Origin of the sequence: Marinomonas ostreistagni (assembly GCF_016461785.1) — a bacterium.
In the GTDB taxonomy this organism is placed as follows: domain Bacteria; phylum Pseudomonadota; class Gammaproteobacteria; order Pseudomonadales; family Marinomonadaceae; genus Marinomonas; species Marinomonas ostreistagni_A.
The window spans coordinates 56,587-77,705 of sequence record NZ_JAEMUH010000008.1; the positions used below are offsets into that span (position 1 = coordinate 56,587).

Genomic DNA, 21,119 nt, shown 5'->3' on the forward strand with positions numbered 1-21,119 from the left:
TACCCCTTAATCCGAAGAGTGCCCTAATTTATGTTTAGGGTGATCATGCACAGGCACACGCTTTAGAAACAGCTTCAATGCTTGCCAATATATTCCCCAAGCAACTTTCATCGTCATCCAAGGATAACGCCACAAAATTGACGTTAAACTGGCCTTGGTAATTGGCTCACGACGTAAAGAGAGGGTCGCGTCAAACACACATTGCTGTTCACCGTGTTGCTCTTTGTTCTGCATGTGTATTGCAAGCTTTTCACTTGGCTGATTACTGCGCCAGTCATAAAAATGATCCATTGGATGGAATGGCGAAACATGCATTGATTTATCGATATTAATACGCTGAATTGGCTTTTCTGGATCACAAGAAAATACATAAGCAACCTTTTCCCCCCAAGGTGTATTCGTCACCTCTAGTAACATGGCGCATAGCTTTTCTTGTTTGTCGTAGCAGTAATAAACTGAAATAGGATTAATTAGATATCCAAAATATCTCGGGTTCGTCAACAATTTTACAGTGCCATCCAAAGCAAGACCTAAACGCTGATTGACCTCGTCTAGGACGGCTTGCTTGAGTGGAATTTCTGCTTTACCAAAATAGTCTTGGCGCACAAATCGTACCGGGCGCCAGCGTTTCATTGACCACCAAGGAGTTATCGCTAAGATATCCTCAATTTCGTCTAAGTCGAGCAATACCATGCAGACGTCATAAGTAAAGGTATGGTGCCGAGGAGCGAATCGACGATGCCGGACTACCCCAGTATACAAGGCGCTAGACCAGTCAGACATTACCACTCAACTCCCAAAGAACGAGCAACTCTGACAGCACTCCAACAACCGTCTTCATGGAAACCATTGCGCCAATAAGCGCCACAGAACCAAGTATTATTGTTATTAATCTCCTGCCAACGCTGTTGAGCTTCAATTCCTTCGAGTGTGAAAGTTGGATGAGCATAGGTATAGCGCCCTATGATCTTATCTGGATCGATCCAATGGGTGTGATTCAAAGTCACCACAAAGGTCTGTTTCGAATCCTGTATCCCTTGCAAAATGTTCATGTTGTAACTCAGCGTAGCAGGTTTAGAGCTATCATTACCTAAATGATAATTCCAACTCGACCAAGCCAACTTTGCTTTTGGCATGAGAGAGGTATCAGTATGTAATACGATCTCGTTGTCACGATAGGGAATGGCTGAAAGGATTTCACGCTCTAACTCCGTGGCATTTTCACCGAGAAGCGCTAAGGCTTGATCACTATGGCAAGCAAACACGACTTGATCATATTGCTCACTGCTCCCTTCTTCGAAATGCAATGTGACCGAGCCATCTGCTCTAGTCACGTTTTTGATATGACTCTCTAGACGTATCCGCTCTTTAAAAGAATCGCTAAGGGGGTCTAAATAGGCGGCAGACCCGCCTTCAACAACATGCCACTGGGGCCGATTATTCACACTAAGCAATCCATGATTCTTAAAGAAGCGGACAAAAAACAGCAGTGGAAATTGCATCATTTCCTGTAGCGTAGCCGACCAAATAGCACTTCCCATTGGAATGAGATAATGGCTGGCAAACATCTCACCGTAACCTTGGCGAGATAAGTATTCTCCCAAGGTAATTTCAGAGTCCAATTTGTCAGACTCTAAGTCTTCTATTGATTCTTTATTAAAGCGAAGAATGTCCTTCAACATGGATAGAAAGGACCAATTCACGAGGTTTTTACGTTGTGCAAAGAGCGTATTTAGATTGTTTCCACCGTACTCTAAACCAGTGCGTTCGCAACTAACAGAAAAGCTCATTTCCGTGGGTTTGGTTACAACGCCTAACTCTTTCATAAGACGAATAAAATTGGGGTACGTCCAATCGTTGTAGACAATAAAACCCGTGTCGATATGGCGAGTAATACCATGATCATCGACCTTCTTCGTAGCTGTATGGCCTCCAATTCTGGCATCCTTCTCAAATAACGTAATGTCATGACTCTTATTTAATAAGTACGCAGCTGTTAGTCCTGAAATACCGCTGCCGATAATGGCAATTTTCATTACTTTCTATCCTTAACTAGTGCGCTTGCGCGCGTTAAATTTGAACCATCCGGACGGGGCCAAGCGAGCCAAAGCCAACAATGCAGTAAGGCGTTTAGGAAAGGCATATTCGAATACGCGCTTTTCAACTGCATTCGCAATTCGGTGTGCCGCCTGTTCCGGGGACATAATAAAAGGCATATCAAAATCATTACGCTGTGTCAGAGGGGTATCAACAAAACCCGGCAAAATACACGAGACAGACACATCATCAGGAGCAAGGTCTAATCGCAGCGAATGCAATAAATAACGCACGGCAGCTTTACTAGCACCATACGCTTCAGAACGGATGAAAGGCGCCTGTACCGCTTGGGAAGACACGCCTACTAGATGAGAATTGGGTGTGCGTTTTAGTATTGGTAAACAAACTTGCAACGAGTTCACTACGCCAAGGTAGTTAACTTGATTGACGCGCTCAAAGAGACTCCAGTCAGGGGCATCTACATCAAAGTACTCGCAAGTCCCTGCGTTCAAAATGGCTAGGTCTAACTGATCTGTAAGCTGCTCAATTTCATTAGCCACAGATTCTATCTGAGTATTATCTGTAACATCGAACTTCACAAAACTGAGTTCATCCGGATAAAGCTTGGCTAACTGGTTCAGCTCGCCCTCACTTCTTGCTGAAGCAATCACACGATTGCCGGTAAGTAAATAATGTTTGGCAAGTGCCAACCCTAGACCAGAACTAGCGCCAGTAATCCAAATTTTCTTGTTGGGTTTATCCTGTGACATTTTCACCTCTCCGTGGCCATACGTTTGCGTAGCTTTTTAACCGCCCATCCCACTACAGGCACATGCTCATAGATCATTTGCCCCATGTCATAAACATCTTCGTGGTAAAAAATTCGATCCGTAAACTGTATTTGTGACATGCCTCTAACAACATGTGTCTCTTTACCCAGTTTAGGATGACTGAAGTACATATTCCATTTAATGTAAGCTGTATCTTTACCGACTAACTGATCTAGAAACTCGAAGCGACCACTTTCAACATTCTCACAGGCGTCAGACAAGTAAGCATGCAGCTCAGCGAGACCTTGAACTTGGTGTACAGGATCTCGAAATTTAACCGTGCTAGCATAGACGTCACCAATGGCATCTAATTTAGGTCTTTTGACATCTTTGTAGAAATCCTTAAACCGTTCTATTAATTCATTTGCTGAGTCAGAATGTAAGTTGCGTGCCTGCATGGTGAAACTACCTTTAGATCGATTCCAGTAACTTACTGATAATACGTTTTAAAAAAAACTTCAGATCACTGATCCACAAAACGGTATTGCTCGTATAATCACTTGTGAAAATACTTTCACCACACCCAGACTGACTAACGTGCACGTTTGGAGCCTAGGATGAACACAGTTTCTGAAACGAAAACCGATAACACTTTACTGGTAGATATGAGTCAAGTTGCACAGGCCCGTGACACACGAGCGCTTGAGAGGCTTTTTGATCATTATGCCCCGCGCATTCGTGCTTTCTGCCTGTCATCACAGCCTGGAGCTAACTTGATGGCTGACGACATTGCGCAAGAAGTGATGATTCGGATATGGAATAAAGCACATTTGTACAACCCATCAACGGCGTCACTAAATACATGGGTTTTTACGATCGCTCGAAATGCACGCATTGACTACATGCGTAAAAATGGTCGATATCAAAGCGATATCGATCCAGAAGACTTCTGGAGTGAAATGGCGGATGAAAATGCTGATCCCTTTCGGGAAGCGCAGCAACAACGCGACCAAGTACGTATAAGAGAAGGGTTAACACAATTGCCTAGTGAACAGCAGCAAGTCCTTTCTAAAGTGTATTTAGAAGGTAAAAGTCATTCAGAAGCTTCAGAAGAATTAGGTTTACCTCTAGGTACCGTGAAGTCACGTGTGCGCCTAGCGTTAAACAAGTTATCAGTAATTATTAAGAGGTAGTCGTCATGCTTAGCTGCCACCCTACTATAGACATTTTGACAGAATACGCTGCTGGCTCATTGCCACTGGCTCATTCGCTCGGCGTATCGGTCCATTTAGACCAATGTCCGCATTGCCGTGACCAAGTTAGGCGCTTAAATAACATCGGTGCCGAGTTATTTTCTGAGCACTCTGCAGAAGTACGACCTGATCATATGGCTTCTTTAAAAAGTAAGGTCATGGCGTCTCTAGTAAATCATGAAGAGACTCAGGCAGCTGTTGATGATAATACGGCGTTTCAACATATCCCACGTTCTTTACGACGCTGGATACCACAAGGTTTTAATGACCTTAATTGGATGCCTCTGACGCCATCTTTCAAGCTTGCTACGTTGAGCAATGAGTCAGGGGGTGCACAAATTGCTCTTTCTCGTGTTAAGCCTGGTGCAAGGCTCCCAAACCACACCCACACGGGTAATGAGATTACCGTTGTCTTAAAAGGGGCATTTTCTGACGATGAAGGCTTATATCGTGAAGGTGACTTCATTTGTCGTGACCATAACCACAAGCATCAGCCCCGCGTCACCAAGGATGCCGAATGTATCTGTTTGATCATTCTTGATTCCCCTATTGAATTCACAGGGTGGTTTACTCGATTATTGAATCCAATCATGCGCTATTTCCACCCTAACAGTGCAGCGACTTGACATAACTGTAATAGCCATAATCGGTGAAAAAATAAACTAAAGCCAATAAGGTGTAAATTTGATATGATTAGAGTTCAATCTATTATAAAAGGGATACACCATGGCCTCAAAAAAGAAAGCTGCCGACACTCCAATTGAAACTTCAGCAAGCATTGCTAAGCAAATGGAAGAATTTCTGGCTCGTGGTGGGCACATAGAACAAATTGAACAAGGCGTGAGTGGCCAGACAAACTTAAAAGGGTCACGACACATTACCTTGGGAAACAGTAAGCCTAGAGCTTAAATAGTACAAAAAGCCGATCTCTGATCGGCTTTTTACTTTCTACCTGTCATTAATACGACATAAAAGCGTCACCGAGCTGTCATCGTCTCTCCCTAGCCTGTTTAAGAGATCGTTGATGGTTAGTGGAGCTAGATCGTGTTACAAGTTGAACAAATTCTATCCAGTAAAGCCCCCGGCTTTTTAGAGAAAAGCCCTCTTATTACTAAGCCTACTCTTAGTTTGCTCAAACGCCTGTTTCACGAAAGCGAAGTAAACCAATTTCTTGAACAAAATGGCCATTGTGTTGGGTTTGAGTTCATTGATCGCGTTTTAGATCACTTCAATTTTGGCTATCGTGCGAGTCAAGTTGACCGTCGTAACATCCCAGCCATAGGCCGCACTCTGATTGTCGCTAACCACCCTTTAGGTGCTCTGGATGGACTGGCTATTTTGCGTCTCATTGGTGAAATTCGCCCAGATGTCAAAATCGTTGCCAATGACCTGCTACTTGGTTTTGATGCTCTACAAGGCTTAGTGCTCCCAGTGGACAACATCGGTGGCAAAACAGGGCGCAAGCAGCTTAAAGCCATTATGGATTGTCTACACCGAGAAGAGTGCGTGATTATCTTTCCAGCAGGGGAAGTATCACGCCTGTCGCCCAGCGGCGTGAAAGACCTAAAGTGGAACTCCAGTTACTTAAAAATTGCAGAGAAAACTAACAGTCAGATTTTACCTGTTCACATTGGTGGTCGTAATTCGATGATGTTTTACACCAGCTCTTGGGTATACCGTCCGCTGTCAACTATGCAGCTCGCCAATGAGATGTTCCGTCAACGCAATCGTCGTATTCCCATTCAAGTAGGCGAACCTATCCCGATTCAAGAGCTGGCTAAGTTACCATTAAGCAACAAGGAAAAGAACAAACTGGTAAAGCGACACTTGTACCGTATTGCCAAAGGTCGCAAGCCTCTGCTTAAAACAGAAAAAACCATTTCTCATCCGCAAAACCGCCAACAGTTAAAACTTGAGCTAAAACGTGCTGAACATTTAGGTTCCACGAAAGATAACAAACAAATTTACCTAGTCGATTACGAGCATGAATCCAGCTTAATGCAAGAAATTGGTCGCCTGCGAGAAATCGCTTTCCGAAAAGTAGGCGAAGGTACAGGTGAGCAAAAAGATATAGACAAATATGACCAATATTACCGACACCTTGTATTGTGGGATGAAGAGGAGCTTGAAATTGTTGGTGCGTACCGTATCGGAGAAGTCTACCGCTATTTAAAAGCTGGCCAGGATAAAAGTATCTATAGCAGCACATTATTCAGCTATAGCTGTGATATGGAGCCCTATTTTGCACGCGGCATTGAACTTGGACGCAGCTTCATTCAGCCTAAATATTGGGGAAAGCGTAGCCTCGACTACCTATGGTATGGCATTGGTGCTTATTTAATTAAACATCCTGAAGTGCGCTATATGTTTGGCCCCGTCAGTCTTAGTGGACATTTCCCACCTCTCGCCAAAGACATGATTGTCCATTTCTACCGCAGTTATTTTGCAGACCCTGAGCATTTAGCAAGTTCATATACCCGCTACAACATCCAAGAAGAACACAGAACGCTGCTGGAAAGCTACTTTAGTGGTGAAAACTATGAAGAAGACTTTCGCAGTCTAAAAGAGCAACTAGGCAATATCGGTGCAGCCGTTCCTACCCTGTTTAAACAATATAGTGAATTGTGCGAAGACCAAGGCGTTCGTTTTCTGGATTTTGGGGTCGACGCAAGCTTTGGTTACTGTGTCGACGGATTAGTCCTCGTGGATTTAGACCGCGTCAAAGACAGCAAAAGGAAGCGCTATTTATCCAGTAACGACATTGCTCACGAGTCCTTATGATGAGACCGATGTGAAGCACCTGAGTGATGTTTTAAGTACCAAAGGTATCCAAGCTTTAAAACAAAAGCGATGGCTAGAATAACTAAAACAATATGAGTGAATTCCATAGAAGCCTCCTCGATTGTTGAAGAACACCTTTTATTCTAGTCGATCAAGCCAAATAATTGTGCATTGTTTGAACAATACGCCCTCATTTTTGGCGCTAAAGTGATATAGCATCGGTACTACAGGCACAAATTGCACTAAAGCAGGGGATAAAGCAGCAACTTTTCCCCATTGGCGTAAGACTTGCTTGCATAGCGATGGATGTGCATAAGTCATGAGAATCCTGTTACGGACTCAAGGAGCTGAAAATGATTGAAAAGACCTATCTAAAAACCAAACCCGAATGCAAAGTGAAATTTGCCTTACCCATTGATAAAGTCGAGGGCGCTAAGAAGGTTTTCCTTGTGGGAGACTTCAATGACTGGAACGAATCCGCCACTCCCATGCGCAAGCAAAAGACAGGTGTATTTGCTTCGACAGTTAATTTAGAAAAAGATAAGCAATATCAGTTTCGTTACTTGGTGGATGGTAAAATTTGGCTTAATGATGAAAGTGCTGATGCATTCGCTCAAAGCCCAATCAGTCATGATCAGAACTGCGTTTTGCAGCTATAATCTTCGTTTTGACATTCTTTTTTAAAAGCTCCTAACGCTTGTTATAGGGGCTTTTTTATTGCCTTTCTCTTACTAAAATCGCTTTTTCTAGCCATCATTTTCACATTTTTTTTTACTCTATGGATTTCAAAACCACTCATTTTATGTACAATGATTTTTATTAAACGCTCATTTAATAAAAAATTATGCGCAAATTTCAGCAAAATGAGCTAACCCAATACATCCTAACTTAGGATTTAACTTTTCGACTTTGAGAGGTGAAACATGGCACATAAGCAGCAATACATTCACGGCCGTTACGTTGCGTCCACAACAGGTGAGACCTTCGAAACACGTAACCCAGCAACGGGTGAACTGCTAGCGACTCTAGAACTTGCAGGCGAAAAAGAGCTGCAAGCGGCTGTGGACTCTGCAAAACAAGGTCAAAAAGTTTGGGCTGCAATGAGTGGTGTTGAACGTGGCCGTATACTAAAACGCGCCGCTGACCTACTTCGCGAAAACAATGAAGAAATCGCGAAACTGGAAGTGCTGGATACTGGTAAACCGCTTCAAGAAGCGATGGTTGTCGACATCCAAACAGGCGCTGACGTAATCGAATATTACGCAGGCCTTGCAGACAAGATTCAAGGCGACTTCCAAGACCTAGATGCTGACAGCTTCTTCTACTCACGTCGTGAACCACTTGGCGTGTGCGCTGGCATCGGCGCTTGGAACTACCCAATTCAAATTGCTTGTTGGAAATCTGGCCCAGCCTTGGCTGCGGGTAATGCAATGATTTTCAAACCATCTGAAGAAACGCCGCTTACGGCTTACAAACTGGCGGAAATCTTCACTGAAGCAGGGCTTCCTGACGGCGTATTTAACATCGTTCAAGGGGATGCGCGCACAGGTCAATTGATCACTAACCACCCAGAAATCGACAAAGTCTCCTTCACAGGTGAAGTCGGCACGGGTAAAAAAGTTATGTCGGCTTCTGCGTCTTCACTTAAAGACGTCACCATGGAGCTAGGTGGTAAATCACCACTGATCATCTTCCCTGATATGCCTGTAGACCAGGCAGTTTCCGGCGCCATGTTAGCTAACTTCTACACTCAAGGTGAAGTATGCACCAACGGCACGCGAGTGTTCGTACACGAAGACATGCTTGAAGCTTTCAAGGCAGAACTAAAAACACGTACGGAAGCCATGATCATCGGCGACCCAATGGACATGGACACGCAAGTTGGTTCCTTGATCAACCAAGGCCACATGGAAAAAGTGCTAGGCTACATCGATGCTGCGAAAGAAGCTGGCGCAACATTACTATGCGGCGGCGAGCGCTACACAGAAAATGGCTGTGAAAACGGCGCCTTCGTTAAACCAACAGTATTCACAGATTGTACCGATGATATGCCACAAGTTCGTGACGAAATTTTCGGCCCAGTGATGTCAGTACTGAGCTTCAAAGATGAAGACGAAGCGATCCGTCGTGCCAACGATACCAAATACGGTCTAGCAGCTGGCGTATTCACCAAAGACGTGAGCCGTGCTCATCGTGTGATCAAACAGCTTGAAGCCGGTATTTGTTGGATCAACACTTGGGGCGCATCGCCAGCAGAAATGCCAGTAGGTGGTTACAAAGAGTCTGGTATTGGTCGTGAAAACGGTATCGAAACACTGCGCGCTTACACGCAAGTGAAGAGCGTCTTGGTTTCTATGACAGACATTCCTAGCCCTTACTAAGGTAGTGGAGACATCATGAGCGAAGTATATGATTACATCATTGTTGGCGCCGGCTCTGCGGGCTGTGTGCTAGCAGATCGCCTAACGGAAAGTGGCGAGCACAAGGTTTTACTCGTGGAAATGGGAGGCTCTGACAAGAGCATCTTTATTCAAATGCCAACCGCTTTATCGTACCCAATGAACACAGACAAGTACGCTTGGCAATTCCACACTGATAAAGAAGACGGTCTTGATGGCCGTGAAATGCACTGCCCACGAGGCAAAGTGTTAGGTGGTTCCTCCTCTATCAATGGCATGGTGTATGTTCGTGGCCATGCCTGCGACTTTGATGAATGGGAAGAAAACGGAGCCGAGGGCTGGAATTACCAGACTGTACTGCCTTACTTTAAACGTGCTGAGACTTGGTCTGGCGGAGCTGACACCTATCGTGGTGGTGATGGCCCATTATCGACCAACAACGGTAATGACATGACCATGAACCCATTGTATCAAGCCTTTATTGATGCAGGGGAAGAAGCGGGCTACGGAAAAACTGACGACTACAACGGTTACCGTCAAGAAGGCTTCGGCCCAATGCACATGACCGTTAAAGACGGCGTTCGTGCATCAACCTCAAACGCTTATCTACGCCGTGCTATGAAACGCTCGAACCTTACCTTAAAGACAGGCGTTTTAACTGAAAAAGTCTTGTTCGACGGCCAGCGCGCAACCGGTCTTGAGTTCCGTATAAACGGACAGAAACAGCAAGCAACAGCGTCCAAAGAAGTCATTCTTAGTGCCGGTTCAATTGGCTCACCAACCATTTTGCAGCGCTCAGGTGTCGGTCCAAAAGCGGTACTTGAAAACGCTAGTGTACCAGTGATTCATGACCTACCTGGTGTGGGTGAAAACCTGCAAGACCACTTGGAAGTGTACTTCCAGTATTGGTGTAAACAGCCTGTGACGCTGAACAGCAAACTAGGCTTGATTAGCAAAGGCTTAATCGGCACGCGTTGGATCTTGTTCAAAGACGGTCTGGGTGCCACTAACCACTTTGAATCTTGTGGCTTTATCCGCTCACGCGCGGGCCTTAAATGGCCAAACATTCAGTACCACTTCCTACCAGCAGCCATGCGCTACGACGGTCAGGCTGCGGTGGACGGCCATGGTTTCCAAGTACATGTAGGTCCTAACAAACCAGAGAGTCGCGGCAAAGTTTGGATCGAGTCAAACGATCCTGAAGCAAAGCCACGTATTCACTTTAACTACATTGGCACAGAACAAGACAAACAGGACTGGCGCGACACCATTCGCCTAACCCGTGAAGTCTTGCAACAGTCTGCCCTAGACGACTACCGAGGTGAAGAGATTCAGCCAGGTATGAATATCCAAAGCGATGAAGAAATCGATCGCTGGGTAAAAGACAATGTAGAAAGTGCCTACCATCCTTCTTGTACCTGTAAGATGGGCGCCGACGACGACGCAATGGCAGTTTTAGATGCCGAATGTCGTGTACGCGGAGTAGAAAACCTACGCGTGGTGGATTCATCTATCTTCCCAACCATCACCAACGGCAACTTGAACGCCCCAACCATCATGGTGGCAGAACGAGCAGCCGATATGATCTTAGGTAAATCTTTACTGCCAGCGGCCAACGCACCAGTATGGATTCATCCTGAGTACCAGACTCAACAGCGTTAAAGTTGAGTCACAGCGTTACTCCACCTTTAGGCCTCCTCGGAGGCCTTTTTTGCATCTTACGTCGACTCCCAAGCAGCAGAATTAATCACGACTCAACACTCCCCATAATGATATCTAAGCTGCATGATTATCAAAGTATAGTCATCACATCGATAAACAATCCGATGCTCATCGTTAATCCGTTTTGACTAATAGTCTGATAAGCCATGTTTCTATGGTTCTGGCTTACCAATGCCTTCAAATGAAAGATCCGGGTATAAAATCCAACGATTGCTCTCTTCACGTTTTGCCAGTACTTTGTATATCAATTTCGTCAAGGTACACATGGATTCGTAACAACTATGACAACGTTTACCACCTACTATTTAGAAATGCACTCTCCTCACCAACTGAATGCAAAAATGCTCCCAGACTCATTAAATATTGTTGAGTGTGAGCAGCCACAATATGAGCTAAATCGCTTTTTATACCAGCTTGTTGGAGATTCATGGGATTGGGGAGATTTAGACACTTATACTAATGAACAGTGGCAAGCTCGTGTCGAAGACGTGGCTTTAAGAACATGGATTGCATATTATCGTGGCAGCATTGCAGGTTACTATGAACTGTATCGACCAGACGGTGTAAATGCCGAAATTAAATATTTTGGTTTGTCACGAGAAAATATTGGCAAAGGATTTGGTGGAGCATTACTTAGCCAAGCAATAACATCCGCTTGGAAATGGCCTGGAACTCAAAGAGTTTGGGTTCATACATGCACACTAGATCATCCAAGTGCACTGAAAAATTATTTATCCCGTGGTATGACAATCTACAAACAAGAAATTACACCATTAATATAGAGTGTTTACTCCATACTCCCCTGCAAGGAAAAGCAATGAAGATAAGGACATTACAATTATCAGATGTCGAAGTTGCTAGCGGTGTGTGTATCGCCGCATTTGATCAATCTGTGGCGAGCTCTCTGCCCGCAGAGGGCATCGAGACCTTTGCCAAAATCTCAGCCCCCGAAGCCTTTCGAGAGCGAATGAGCAAGGACACAATGATGCTCGTCGCTGAAATAGAAACCAACATTGTAGGTTTTGCAGAGCTTAGGGAGGGAAACCACGTGTCCATGCTGTTTGTACGTCCGGATAGGCAGCAACAAGGAATTGGCAAGGCCTTATTAACACAGCTCATCAAACACGCCCGTAGCCCATCAATAAGCGTCAGCGCCTCGTTGTCCTCAGTCACTGCTTACCAAACCTTTGGCTTTATCTTATCAGGCGAAATTAACCAAATTGCAGGGCTGATCTATCAACCCATGACGATGACTCTACCCAATGAATGAACTATATAAATATCGTGCATGTTCAAGTCTTTACTGGGCAAGGCCTACGTCTACGTACTCAAAATGCATTAGACATGGCCTTCTGTACGTCAACCATTCCGGCGTATGTTACTGCTTTGCTGGATGCCGGTATCATCACTATTGATTACCGTTCCTAAACCGCCATATCTGTTGAGCGATCTCCCTGTCATGCTAAGCGCGACAGGGAGATGTCACTTGGTTTATTCAACGAAGTTTAAAAAACCCAAGGTCGAACCTGTTTGATCACCAAATCTTCATCAGCGGTGATTTTAAACTCCACTTCCAACGCGAATGGCTGGTCATCTTTGATCTGATACAACGGCTTAAAGTGAGCTTCTATTCGCTTCAAATCGTCTCTTAATTCCGCAATTTCGGAGGTTTCTAAAATCACTTTATTGGTGGATGACGCATTTAATAAACGGAAACCTTTGCCCGTATCACGTGCTACTAACAGCTCTTCAGGCGTTGATAATGCTTCAGGGTTAGTCACTAAATCTTCACCCACTTGCGCATTGATATAGAGCGTATTTGGACTACTGTATAGAACGTCTTCCGAGACAGCCACGCCATTAGCAAGCTCCCCTTTAAAATTAGGATGTATCAATACCCCCATGGCCACTTGTTTATGGTTAACACCGTTAAATTCTCGGGCTTCAAAAGCTCTAAAGTTCCACAAGCTAGCGTAGACTTGCTTAATGGATTTAGACAAGTGCCCTTCATGAAGATGATGCGTATATGAGTCATATAACCCAGCTCCGCTAAATCCTTCAAGATCCTCATTGTTCGTGCTAGAACGCGTACGCATGCTTTGCCCTGCAGGAAAACGTGCTTGTACCTCAGCAAGCTTGTTCATCAGCTCTTCTGGAAATGTGGCTCTTTTGATGCGTTTTTGGAATGCCTTTAGCGCTTTTTGCAACCGTTTAGGGTCTTTCTTTAGCTCGTCATCGGCCATCAACGCATCAACGTCAGCATAAAAACCATTGAAACGCATGAAGGCATCGTAGAAATAAAACGGCACGGCAAAGCCATCCGGAATAGTGCCTTCAGGTAAGCCAACACGACGCAGTTCGGCTAGGTTCGCTGCTTTCACACCAATACTTTTGGCATCATGAAACGATAACGAGTCAAGGGAAAGAATCTCTGTTTGAGAAAGATCAGGCTGTAGTTCAACTCCTTTTTTAGGTAAACGGGAGGTGAAATAATCCGTTACCTCATCCAAACTTGCCGCACGTAAACTATAGCCTTCTGATGTGACTTCATAACGAACATATTGCCCGACCAATGCCAAGATAGCCTCAGACGTTAACACATTCGCAATATATGAGTTGGGAATATTATCTTGTACGGCGCGCAGATTAACATGGGATAAAGGCGTCTGTCGGATCGAGGTAATCACACCTGCCACTCGCGGCATGGTATTCGGCAAGGTTTTGGCAATCACAATATCATTCGGATTAGGTTGCTCTTGTTCAGATAAAAACACCAATTTACCAAACGAGACAGCCTCGTTTAACGACGTATACATCTCAACATCACTGTACACATGCACACCTGCGTCTAAATACTGTGAACGCTGATTATTAAAGGTCTCCTTAGAAACACGGTAAGCAAGTTTTCCGTCAGCGGCTGGGAACGATAACAAAATGGCTTGATATACTTTACTCAATAATTCAATTGGGACATTCGGATCTAAATTAAAGGTATAGACCCCTAAAGAGCCATCAGGCGCTTCAACATCTGCCAAGTAGGACATATCAGCACGCAAAACGGTAGATGTTCTACTCGGATCATAATGGTCTATAACGCTGATTTTCTTACCCACATTTCGTGAAACCGCGATCTCTGAGCCTCGTTCTCCACGTTCAATCGATCCTGTTGATTCGACTTGCTTATCGCGAACGTTCGTATTTTTACCGCCACGCTTATCAGTTGATCCTTTTGTGCGGCCTTCTTTCTCACCCCCTTTCCCTCCTGAGCGACCTGATGCACCGCCAAATGAGAAATCAATGCCGACTGCATTCATAAAATTAGGGTGTTTTTGATAATTATTGGTATTCATCCAATACACTAAGATTGGCTGCTCAGGACGAATCTCCACAACAAACTTCATCAGTTCAACGTCTTTAGAAGCTTTCGAGCCCCGCTCAGCCCCTATATGTGCAAGCGTTAAAAACGTTTCACGATCAGGGATATAACCCGCACCTAATTCGATGGGAAGCTGCTCCGGTAATAGTTTTTCTGACGAGGGTGCCGCAAACGCTGACGGCTGAAATACAAATAGGGATGTCACCGCAACGCATGTTAATAAAGATTTCACTGAAGTCATTCCTAATGCAAAGTGAGAGTAAATAAATCAAAACTTTGAGTTATTTAATCACAATTAAAAATGAGAATTAATTTCATTTTCATACATTTACATTAGTTCGTTATTTGCTTCAGCTCACCTTATTTTCTAGGAAAACGCCAGAACAGCAGAATATTCATCAATGCCGAAGCCACATAAGTTAAGGCGCAAGCGGTTAATATGCGTTTAATTTTGGGAAGGTCTTGGCTGGGTAAGTAGCGCCCTTTTTTTAGCATGGGCAACGCTTTGTTAAAGCTCGCATCCCACTCTTCAGGCAAGATCGCTAGCTGTATGAAGACAGTCATCAAACCCAATGTCACAATCACCAGACCATGAAGTAGCGGTGTATAGGGCAAACGCAAAACGGCGCTGAGAATAGGCCAAGCAAATAGCATCAAGACCGCAAAGCGCTGAATAATCATCGCCACTGGCAAATAGCGTGTACGCAATCGTGCCACGGTTTCTTGACGGTGATGAGCAATGGCGTGACCGACTTCATGAGCCGCCACAGCCACTGCGGTGAGTGACCGCTCGTTTAGCACATAGGGGCTCAAACGAACGACTTTTGCTTGAATATCATAGTGATCCTTACCTTCTTGGGCCAGCTCCACTTTCACGTCATTTAATTCATAACGGGATAACAAATGCTGCGCTAACTCACCTCCTGTTCCTGGTAAATCTGGGCGAGGACTACGATATTGATTGATGACGCGTTTCACCCAAACCTGAGGACCAAAGAACAATAAACCAAGAATGATAAGTAACACTATATAAACAATCATGAAATAATCATCTCTCTCGTTACAGGACACACTTTGACGAATGGAAAAAGGGTCGCCTACACTTTAGTAAAGCTAGGAGCAAAACAATGAGAAACCCTTTAATCCCTGATATTTTGGCCATTTTAAAAGAACACTCTCAGGGTATTTCTGAGTTTGACCTTTTGAAAGCCTTGAAAGTTCGTCATGCCATGCTGAATCAGCTGGCAGAGGACGACAACCTTCTGCTTTTTCGCCAACACTTCTTGATCATGAATGCGCTGTATCAGCTGCAAACAAGTCTCTGGCAAGAGGAACAGCTGGCTCTTGAGATCTCCGGCACTCGAATTAGTTTAGTCTACGGAAAACACCAATCCTCGTCTTCCAATACGAACGTTTCTGACAGCGCAGATGCCAAGCTGGCGGCCTATTACAGTGACTGGGATGAATACGTAAAAACAGACAAAGAGGATGTTGAACAGCTGCTGCAAAGTTTTTATCAAGGTATCGCCAGTGTTGATGAGCGTAAAGATGCATTAAAGGTTCTCGCATTACATTCTGACTTCATGAATGATAAAGAAGCGATTAAGCGTCAGTACCGTAAATTAGCAAGAGACGCGCACCCTGATCATGGAGGCGATCCAGAGCGTTTTATCAGCTTAAGACAGGCTTACGAGTGCTTAATGCATACCTTTGTGTGAACTTTACACCGCATTTTTCAGTCTTAACATAACCTATTTTGTTAGCTGTTAACCCTTTTAAAAAATGAGCTTCTATGTCGCTTAAATCTCTGTTCTTATTAATGCCCATCCTACTACTGTCTGCCTGTTCAACACGCGAGATCGATCCCTCCAATGATTTCCCAAATAATGGCCGTGATGAGCAAGCACAAAAGCGTGAATCCCTCTACTTAAGTGAGCGCTTACCACCAGGCATACCCTATCCAGATGCCACTTTTATAACGGGTATTGAACAGCAAATACGTTATCTAGAGCGTATTTCTGCGACCTCATACCAGTTGGATAATCTACTCGTTACCCGTGATGATTTGCGCGCCACCGCAGAAGAAATTCAAACTTGGGTCAATCACCCTACCTACTGGCCTCAGTTGAGTGCTTATCAGATCGCTGGTCAGGATCAACGAGGTAATGTGCAGATTACAGGCTACTATGTCCCTGTGATGAGCGTACGCCATCAGGCAGATGATGAATATCGCTACCCTCTTTACCGCAAGCCTAATATGACCAAAGGAACACCTCTTCCTGATCGTGAGGCGATTGATTTTGAAGGTGCTTTGGACGGCCAAGGGCTAGAGATTGCTTATAGTAACAGTTTAGTAGACAACTTCTTTTTACACGTCCAGGGCTCAGGAATGGTCGAATTTGAAGACGGTGAGCGCCGCTTACTTTCTTGGGGAGGTGTGAACGGTCATGCATACCGCAGCTTGGGTAAAGTGTTGATCGAGCAAGGTGAAATCGATCGCGCTGACATGTCTGCTCAAGCCATACGTGAGTGGCTTGCCGCCCATCCTGAGCGCCAGCGAGAGATCATGTCGACGAACCCAAGCTACTTGTTCTTCAGTGAGGGACTGACCCAACCTGTTGGCGCTGCGAACGTGCCTTTGACGCCACTTTACTCTGTAGCGGTAGACCCAAGCGTCATTCCTCTAGGCAGCATTTTGCTAGGCGAAGTGCCTAAGCTTGATCAACAAGGCAACTTAATTGGACACGAGTTTCGCTTACTGCTGGCACAAGACAAAGGTGGCGCAATTAAAGGTCCAGGCCATATCGATTGGTATCAAGGTATTGGAGAAGAGGCTCATTTTCATGCAGGGCAACTCAAACATTTTGGCCGAGTGTGGCTACTACTGCCACGCTCGGCTAAATAACAAAATGTTAGTCTCTAAGCTGGAAAGCAACAGGAAGCGTGATTTCTAAGGAGTCACTTCCCATTTCCAAGCTGAATGCAGGTAATGGCTGAGAGCGTTTCACCATATCAATGGCGGCTTGGTCTAAACGCTTTGACCCTGAAGACTTATTAATCTTAATTGGGTGCGCTTTTCCGTTTGCGTGAGCAACAAAGTACACTGTAACAATGCCTTCTTCTCCTCGGCGACGAGAAGCTCTAGGATAACGTTTGTTGTGCGCCAACTTCGCCTTTAGCTTAGCGTAGTAATCCGCTTTCACTCCAGTTTGCCCACCATTGTGCGCCGCATTCGCTTTACCCGTTGTCGCTTTTTGCTGCACAACCGTCTGCGCTGCATTCACCTTCTGCGCCACGACAGGGGCAGGTTTTGGACGAGGCTTAGGCTCTGGTTTTGGCTTCGGTTTAGGTTCCTGCTTGGGCTCTGGTTTTGGCTTTGGCTTTGGCTCTGGTTTCGGCTTTGGCTCTGGTTTCGGCTCAGGCTGAACAATCTCACTCTTTTGCTTCACCTCAACCTTAGGTTCCGGTTTTGGAATCAGCTTAGGTGCAGGGATTGGCTCTGGTTCAGGAATTGGTTCCGGTTCAGGAATTGGTTCCGGTTCAGGAATTGGTTCCGGTTCAGGAATTGGTTCCGGTTCAGGATCTACAATTGGCTCCGGTGGTGTCACTTCGGCTTGGGCAACGATGGTTTCTTCTTTGATCCCCATGTCACCTAGCATACCTAAATCAAATTCAATGCCTTGTTCGCCCGAAGCCAAACTGCCGGATTCATTTTTTGGGTACATAAACGCCCCATAAAAAGCACCAGCATGCAAAGACACGGCAAGCCCACCCGCCACAATCCAATGTGTTCTCTTCATTACTCCGTCCCTTTTCCTAATTGTGTCGCCACACTTACTTTAGTTAGACCCGAGGCTTTAATTTCAGAGAATAATGGGCGTAAGGCTTCAATACTGACATCGCCGTCTGCTTTTACCTGAACCCAGAACGCATCTTTATCGGAGGCTTGATCAAATAGGGTACTTAAGCGACTTTGAACCTCTTCGACTTTGGTTAAGTCATCGTTCAAGTACAGCTCTCCATTGGTCCCTAGCACGATCAACACATTGGGCTCAGAGGCAGCACGCTGCTCATTAATGGAGTTAGGCGGTGTAATTTTGATTGGGTCGGATTTTTGAATCTGACCTGCAACCATAAAGAAGATCAACATCAAGAACACGACGTTGATTAATGGAATAACACCATCATCCCCAGCTTGGCTATCACGCTGTGCAATAAATTTTTGATTAATATTCATGGTTGAGATTCATTAAACGCGTTGGCGATCGATAACTTTTCAGCACCTTGTAACTTGAGTTGGTCAGCAAGCGTCATTAATGATTGTAGCGATACGCTATCTTCAGCCTGAAGAACAAACAAGCGATCTTTGTTTTGCTGCACAATGTCGCGAATGCGATCACTGTTTTGCACGGAAATAAACTGATTGTCGAACCAAACTCTGCCGTCGTTGGCTTTCAGCTCAAACAATAACGGTTCTTGCTTATCTTGTTCAGGCAATATTTCCTGAGAAGGCGCAGCCAAAGGTGTGTCTAGTGTTCTCCATGCCACAAACGATGACGTTAGCATGAAGAACAGTAGGAGAATAAAAACGACATCGATCAGTGGTGTTAAGCTAACGAGTTGCTTTTTTCGTGGCTGATCAAGCTTAAGCGGCATGTAACACCTCACGCGCAGCCACAGCTGCAAGGCGCTCACCCTCCTTTGAGGTAAAAACTTGCGTTACTGAATCGTTCATAATATGTGCTACACGCTCTACCTTACGTTCTAACCAAGCGTGCATAGCAATCACAGGAATCGCTACCGCAATACCCACTGCAGTGGTAAGTAATGCCTGCCAAATACCACCAGACAATACAGAAGGGTCAACTTGTGCCCCCGCACCTTCCATCTGCTGGAAAGCGGTGATCATACCTAGTACTGTACCGAGTAGACCCAATAATGGACTTAATGAGCCGATGATTTCCAGTGGTCGCAGGAATGAGCGTAGATCATGAAGGGTGTTCAATGCTCGGCGCTCGGCTTCTTCACGTACCGTAGCTACTTCTCGATTAGCATGACGTAACGCTTCCATGCTGTAAGCAACAATGCTTTCAACCGGACGCTTTTCTGAAAGTTTTGCTAGCGCACCATCGATATCACGCTCACGCCAAGCCTCCAAGGCCATATTAATATTTTTTCTGCTTTCTGCTCGTAGCATAGCCAGTTGCCACAATTTCACCAAAAAGATCGTCACGGCAATAACAGAGAAACCCAACAATATCCATACAACTGGGCCACCCACTATCAAGAAGTCTGAGATTTGTTCCATTGTGCTGTTCATTGCACGCTCCATAGAAGAAAGAATTTTTAACAATGATATTCATTCTCACCTAGATTTACAAGAATTTACCTGACAATTTACAGTAATCCAAAACCAACGATGTATCGTAAATAATTGCTCATAATAAAGAGGATTTTATAATGAGTCTTGGTGTTGTTTGGTTTGGTAATGATCTACGTACTGCTGATCAAGCTATGTTATGGCATGCGTCTCAAGAAGTAGATCAGCTTATTTGCATTGTCTGCGATACAGCACTGCCATCTCATTCATCATTTAATTCCATTGCAAAACCTTCGCAAGCACGTCAAAAATTTCAGCGTCAAGGGCTAAATGACTTAAGTAGAAGTCTGCAGGAATTAGGCCAAACTTTATTTGTATCGTCTGTTTCTGCATTGAACACCTTGACTGTCCTGCTTAACGAGCTCCCAATAACTCATGTTTATCGCAATATTCACCCTGGATGGTACGAGCAGTTCGCATTAAATGAGCTAAAAAAATCCTTCTCAGATGTACAGTTTCAGTTATTTAGCGGACTTCAACTGTTCTCATCTTCTCAAATCGCGCGATTCAATTCCGTATATCCGGATACGTTTTCCAAATTCCGAAAGCATATGGAACGTTTAGAAGTCTCTCCTCCTGCGCCAGAGATCAATCGACTGCCCGCTATTGCACCGTTTGTATTGCCTAATATAAGTCCTTGGAAAGTCACCCAAGAACAAGAAGCTCCGCTCTTTAATGGTGGCGAATTAGCCGCCCTAACACAGCTCAGCGATTACTTCGCTACGCCATTACCAAGCACTTATAAAGAGACACGCAACGCCTTTGATGGTTGGGAAAACTCAACGAAGTTTTCCGCTTGGCTGGCGCAAGGCAGTATCTCACCAAAGCAAATTAAGGCCTGCCTTGATGTCTATGAGCGTGATCACGGTGCCAATGACTCCACCTACTGGATTTTCTTTGAACTGTTATGGCGAGACTATTTCCATGGTTATGGACTGCATTACGGGCGACAGTTGTTTGCTCGCCAAGGTATTCGTGGCCAAGGCGCACAAGGCAGCTTCTACCCAGAACGCTTTAAGAAATGGTGCCAAGGCAATACGCCCTACCCCATCGTTAACGCCTGCATGCGACAACTCAATCAAACTGGCTACATGAGCAATCGTGGTCGTCAGTTAGCAGCAAGCTGCTTAATTTATGATTTGGGGATCGATTGGCGTTATGGCGCTGCTTACTTTGAATCGCAACTATTAGATTTCGATGTCGCTTCCAATTGGGGCAATTGGCAATACATTGCCGGAGTGGGGGCCGATCCCCGTGGTGGACGTCACTTTAATCTAGACAAACAGGCACGCACCTACGACCCAGAACAACGCTTTATTCAAACTTGGAGGGGTAATGACTTTGACCAGAATTTAGATTCTGTCGACGCTGCAGACTGGCCCATCTCACCCACGTCTTAGT

The 21,119-nt window shown here is 44.9% G+C and carries 24 protein-coding genes; 13 read left to right on the forward strand and 11 right to left on the reverse strand.

The window, feature by feature from the left end; genetic code table 11:
- Positions 1–6: 6 nt before the first annotated feature.
- Genes JHD44_RS09675 through JHD44_RS09690 form a run of 4 tightly spaced genes read right to left on the reverse strand, consistent with a single transcriptional unit; the run spans position 7 to position 3,265 of the window.
- The gene (locus tag JHD44_RS09675; protein ID WP_199462552.1) at positions 7–783 is read right to left on the reverse strand and encodes a DUF1365 domain-containing protein; all 777 of its coding nucleotides are present in this window, start codon (positions 781–783) and stop codon (positions 7–9) included.
- Positions 783–2,036 carry an NAD(P)/FAD-dependent oxidoreductase gene (locus JHD44_RS09680; protein WP_199462553.1) on the reverse strand — a complete coding sequence of 418 codons (1,254 nt, stop codon included), beginning with the start codon at positions 2,034–2,036 and terminating at the stop codon, positions 783–785. Before JHD44_RS09680 ends, JHD44_RS09675 begins: the two co-directional genes overlap by 1 nt.
- 12 nt (positions 2,037–2,048) lie before the next feature.
- Positions 2,049–2,807: an SDR family NAD(P)-dependent oxidoreductase gene (locus tag JHD44_RS09685; protein WP_199462554.1), complete on the reverse strand. Its 759-nt coding sequence runs from the start codon at positions 2,805–2,807 to the stop codon at positions 2,049–2,051.
- Between the two features lie 2 nt (positions 2,808–2,809).
- On the reverse strand, positions 2,810–3,265 hold the full coding sequence (locus JHD44_RS09690) for a nuclear transport factor 2 family protein (protein ID WP_199462555.1): 456 nt from the start codon (positions 3,263–3,265) through the stop codon (positions 2,810–2,812).
- A 159-nt stretch (positions 3,266–3,424) separates the two neighbouring features.
- Here JHD44_RS09690 and JHD44_RS09695 point away from each other — a divergent pair, with 159 nt between their 5' ends.
- The 7 genes from JHD44_RS09695 (at position 3,425) to betA (ending at position 10,902) form a co-directional block, all read left to right on the forward strand.
- Positions 3,425–4,000 carry a sigma-70 family RNA polymerase sigma factor gene (locus JHD44_RS09695; protein ID WP_199462556.1) on the forward strand — a complete coding sequence of 192 codons (576 nt, stop codon included), beginning with the start codon at positions 3,425–3,427 and terminating at the stop codon, positions 3,998–4,000.
- 5 nt (positions 4,001–4,005) lie between these two features.
- Positions 4,006–4,686, forward strand: coding sequence for a ChrR family anti-sigma-E factor (locus tag JHD44_RS09700; RefSeq protein WP_199462557.1), 681 nt, complete (start codon positions 4,006–4,008; stop codon positions 4,684–4,686).
- Between the two features lie 100 nt (positions 4,687–4,786).
- Positions 4,787–4,969 carry a hypothetical protein gene (locus tag JHD44_RS09705; protein ID WP_199462558.1) on the forward strand — a complete coding sequence of 61 codons (183 nt, stop codon included), beginning with the start codon at positions 4,787–4,789 and terminating at the stop codon, positions 4,967–4,969.
- Positions 4,970–5,104: 135 nt separating this feature from the next.
- A complete protein-coding gene (locus JHD44_RS09710; RefSeq protein ID WP_199462559.1) occupies positions 5,105–6,841 on the forward strand; it encodes a GNAT family N-acyltransferase in 1,737 nt (578 codons plus the stop codon).
- 353 nt (positions 6,842–7,194) lie between these two features.
- Entirely contained in the window at positions 7,195–7,500 is a 306-nt protein-coding gene (locus JHD44_RS09715) for an isoamylase early set domain-containing protein (protein WP_199462560.1), read from the forward strand.
- 264 nt (positions 7,501–7,764) lie between these two features.
- Positions 7,765–9,222 (forward strand): betaine-aldehyde dehydrogenase, encoded by a 1,458-nt coding sequence (betB, locus tag JHD44_RS09720; protein WP_199462561.1) that lies wholly within the window; start codon positions 7,765–7,767, stop codon positions 9,220–9,222.
- Between the two features lie 15 nt (positions 9,223–9,237).
- Complete coding sequence (gene betA / locus JHD44_RS09725) at positions 9,238–10,902, forward strand: choline dehydrogenase (protein ID WP_199462562.1); 1,665 nt, start codon at positions 9,238–9,240, stop codon at positions 10,900–10,902.
- A 92-nt stretch (positions 10,903–10,994) separates the two neighbouring features.
- On the opposite strand, the gene JHD44_RS18920 is transcribed toward betA, so the two are convergent.
- The gene (locus JHD44_RS18920) at positions 10,995–11,081 is read right to left on the reverse strand and encodes a hypothetical protein (RefSeq protein ID WP_325097081.1); all 87 of its coding nucleotides are present in this window, start codon (positions 11,079–11,081) and stop codon (positions 10,995–10,997) included.
- Positions 11,082–11,243: 162 nt separating this feature from the next.
- On the opposite strand from JHD44_RS18920, the gene JHD44_RS09735 reads away from it, so the two are divergent.
- Genes JHD44_RS09735 through JHD44_RS09745 form a run of 3 tightly spaced genes read left to right on the forward strand, consistent with a single transcriptional unit; the run spans position 11,244 to position 12,390 of the window.
- On the forward strand, positions 11,244–11,744 hold the full coding sequence (locus JHD44_RS09735) for a GNAT family N-acetyltransferase (protein ID WP_233401983.1): 501 nt from the start codon (positions 11,244–11,246) through the stop codon (positions 11,742–11,744).
- A gap of 35 nt (positions 11,745–11,779) precedes the next feature.
- Positions 11,780–12,232 carry a GNAT family N-acetyltransferase gene (locus JHD44_RS09740; RefSeq protein WP_199462563.1) on the forward strand — a complete coding sequence of 151 codons (453 nt, stop codon included), beginning with the start codon at positions 11,780–11,782 and terminating at the stop codon, positions 12,230–12,232.
- On the forward strand, positions 12,229–12,390 hold the full coding sequence (locus JHD44_RS09745) for a hypothetical protein (protein WP_199462564.1): 162 nt from the start codon (positions 12,229–12,231) through the stop codon (positions 12,388–12,390). The genes JHD44_RS09740 and JHD44_RS09745 overlap by 4 nt, the downstream gene beginning before the upstream one ends.
- Positions 12,391–12,467: 77 nt before the next feature.
- Here the strand turns inward: JHD44_RS09745 and JHD44_RS19105 are convergent, their stop codons facing one another.
- The gene (locus JHD44_RS19105) at positions 12,468–14,570 is read right to left on the reverse strand and encodes a PEP/pyruvate-binding domain-containing protein (RefSeq protein WP_199462565.1); all 2,103 of its coding nucleotides are present in this window, start codon (positions 14,568–14,570) and stop codon (positions 12,468–12,470) included.
- 128 nt (positions 14,571–14,698) lie between these two features.
- Positions 14,699–15,379, reverse strand: a complete 681-nt coding sequence (locus tag JHD44_RS09755) for a zinc metallopeptidase (protein ID WP_199462566.1) — start codon at positions 15,377–15,379, stop codon at positions 14,699–14,701.
- Between the two features lie 86 nt (positions 15,380–15,465).
- Here JHD44_RS09755 and JHD44_RS09760 point away from each other — a divergent pair, with 86 nt between their 5' ends.
- Together JHD44_RS09760 and mltA are read left to right on the forward strand one after the other, a co-directional pair.
- Positions 15,466–16,056, forward strand: a complete 591-nt coding sequence (locus tag JHD44_RS09760; RefSeq protein WP_199462567.1) for a DNA-J related domain-containing protein — start codon at positions 15,466–15,468, stop codon at positions 16,054–16,056.
- A gap of 74 nt (positions 16,057–16,130) precedes the next feature.
- On the forward strand, positions 16,131–17,243 hold the full coding sequence (gene mltA / locus JHD44_RS09765; RefSeq protein WP_199462568.1) for a murein transglycosylase A: 1,113 nt from the start codon (positions 16,131–16,133) through the stop codon (positions 17,241–17,243).
- A 7-nt stretch (positions 17,244–17,250) separates the two neighbouring features.
- On the opposite strand, the gene JHD44_RS09770 is transcribed toward mltA, so the two are convergent.
- The 4 genes from JHD44_RS09770 to JHD44_RS09785 are packed head-to-tail and all read right to left on the reverse strand — an operon-like array spanning position 17,251 to position 19,658.
- Complete coding sequence (locus JHD44_RS09770; RefSeq protein WP_199462569.1) at positions 17,251–18,138, reverse strand: energy transducer TonB; 888 nt, start codon at positions 18,136–18,138, stop codon at positions 17,251–17,253.
- Positions 18,138–18,575: an ExbD/TolR family protein gene (locus JHD44_RS09775; protein WP_199462570.1), complete on the reverse strand. Its 438-nt coding sequence runs from the start codon at positions 18,573–18,575 to the stop codon at positions 18,138–18,140. The genes JHD44_RS09770 and JHD44_RS09775 overlap by 1 nt, the downstream gene beginning before the upstream one ends.
- Entirely contained in the window at positions 18,572–18,994 is a 423-nt protein-coding gene (locus JHD44_RS09780; RefSeq protein WP_199462571.1) for an ExbD/TolR family protein, read from the reverse strand. Before JHD44_RS09780 ends, JHD44_RS09775 begins: the two co-directional genes overlap by 4 nt.
- The gene (locus JHD44_RS09785; RefSeq protein ID WP_233401985.1) at positions 18,984–19,658 is read right to left on the reverse strand and encodes a MotA/TolQ/ExbB proton channel family protein; all 675 of its coding nucleotides are present in this window, start codon (positions 19,656–19,658) and stop codon (positions 18,984–18,986) included. Before JHD44_RS09785 ends, JHD44_RS09780 begins: the two co-directional genes overlap by 11 nt.
- A 140-nt stretch (positions 19,659–19,798) precedes the next feature.
- On the opposite strand from JHD44_RS09785, the gene JHD44_RS09790 reads away from it, so the two are divergent.
- Positions 19,799–21,118, forward strand: a complete 1,320-nt coding sequence (locus JHD44_RS09790; RefSeq protein WP_199462572.1) for a DASH family cryptochrome — start codon at positions 19,799–19,801, stop codon at positions 21,116–21,118.
- Position 21,119: the final 1 nt, after the last annotated feature.

What these genes read in the sequence shown, in the direction of transcription:
- JHD44_RS09675 (WP_199462552.1), bottom strand. Translation starts at nt 783, where the DNA reads ATGTCTGACTGGTCTAGCGCCTTGTATACTGGGGTAGTCCGGCATCGT.
- JHD44_RS09680 (WP_199462553.1), bottom strand. Translation starts at nt 2,036, where the DNA reads ATGAAAATTGCCATTATCGGCAGCGGTATTTCAGGACTAACAGCTGCG.
- JHD44_RS09685 (WP_199462554.1), bottom strand. Translation starts at nt 2,807, where the DNA reads ATGTCACAGGATAAACCCAACAAGAAAATTTGGATTACTGGCGCTAGT.
- JHD44_RS09690 (WP_199462555.1), bottom strand. Translation starts at nt 3,265, where the DNA reads ATGCAGGCACGCAACTTACATTCTGACTCAGCAAATGAATTAATAGAA.
- JHD44_RS09695 (WP_199462556.1), top strand. Translation starts at nt 3,425, where the DNA reads ATGAACACAGTTTCTGAAACGAAAACCGATAACACTTTACTGGTAGAT.
- JHD44_RS09700 (WP_199462557.1), top strand. Translation starts at nt 4,006, where the DNA reads ATGCTTAGCTGCCACCCTACTATAGACATTTTGACAGAATACGCTGCT.
- JHD44_RS09705 (WP_199462558.1), top strand. Translation starts at nt 4,787, where the DNA reads ATGGCCTCAAAAAAGAAAGCTGCCGACACTCCAATTGAAACTTCAGCA.
- JHD44_RS09715 (WP_199462560.1), top strand. Translation starts at nt 7,195, where the DNA reads ATGATTGAAAAGACCTATCTAAAAACCAAACCCGAATGCAAAGTGAAA.
- betB (WP_199462561.1), top strand. Translation starts at nt 7,765, where the DNA reads ATGGCACATAAGCAGCAATACATTCACGGCCGTTACGTTGCGTCCACA.
- betA (WP_199462562.1), top strand. Translation starts at nt 9,238, where the DNA reads ATGAGCGAAGTATATGATTACATCATTGTTGGCGCCGGCTCTGCGGGC.
- JHD44_RS09735 (WP_233401983.1), top strand. Translation starts at nt 11,244, where the DNA reads ATGACAACGTTTACCACCTACTATTTAGAAATGCACTCTCCTCACCAA.
- JHD44_RS09740 (WP_199462563.1), top strand. Translation starts at nt 11,780, where the DNA reads ATGAAGATAAGGACATTACAATTATCAGATGTCGAAGTTGCTAGCGGT.
- JHD44_RS09745 (WP_199462564.1), top strand. Translation starts at nt 12,229, where the DNA reads ATGAACTATATAAATATCGTGCATGTTCAAGTCTTTACTGGGCAAGGC.
- JHD44_RS09755 (WP_199462566.1), bottom strand. Translation starts at nt 15,379, where the DNA reads ATGATTGTTTATATAGTGTTACTTATCATTCTTGGTTTATTGTTCTTT.
- JHD44_RS09760 (WP_199462567.1), top strand. Translation starts at nt 15,466, where the DNA reads ATGAGAAACCCTTTAATCCCTGATATTTTGGCCATTTTAAAAGAACAC.
- mltA (WP_199462568.1), top strand. Translation starts at nt 16,131, where the DNA reads ATGTCGCTTAAATCTCTGTTCTTATTAATGCCCATCCTACTACTGTCT.
- JHD44_RS09770 (WP_199462569.1), bottom strand. Translation starts at nt 18,138, where the DNA reads ATGAAGAGAACACATTGGATTGTGGCGGGTGGGCTTGCCGTGTCTTTG.
- JHD44_RS09775 (WP_199462570.1), bottom strand. Translation starts at nt 18,575, where the DNA reads ATGAATATTAATCAAAAATTTATTGCACAGCGTGATAGCCAAGCTGGG.
- JHD44_RS09780 (WP_199462571.1), bottom strand. Translation starts at nt 18,994, where the DNA reads ATGCCGCTTAAGCTTGATCAGCCACGAAAAAAGCAACTCGTTAGCTTA.
- JHD44_RS09785 (WP_233401985.1), bottom strand. Translation starts at nt 19,658, where the DNA reads ATGAACAGCACAATGGAACAAATCTCAGACTTCTTGATAGTGGGTGGC.
- JHD44_RS09790 (WP_199462572.1), top strand. Translation starts at nt 19,799, where the DNA reads ATGAGTCTTGGTGTTGTTTGGTTTGGTAATGATCTACGTACTGCTGAT.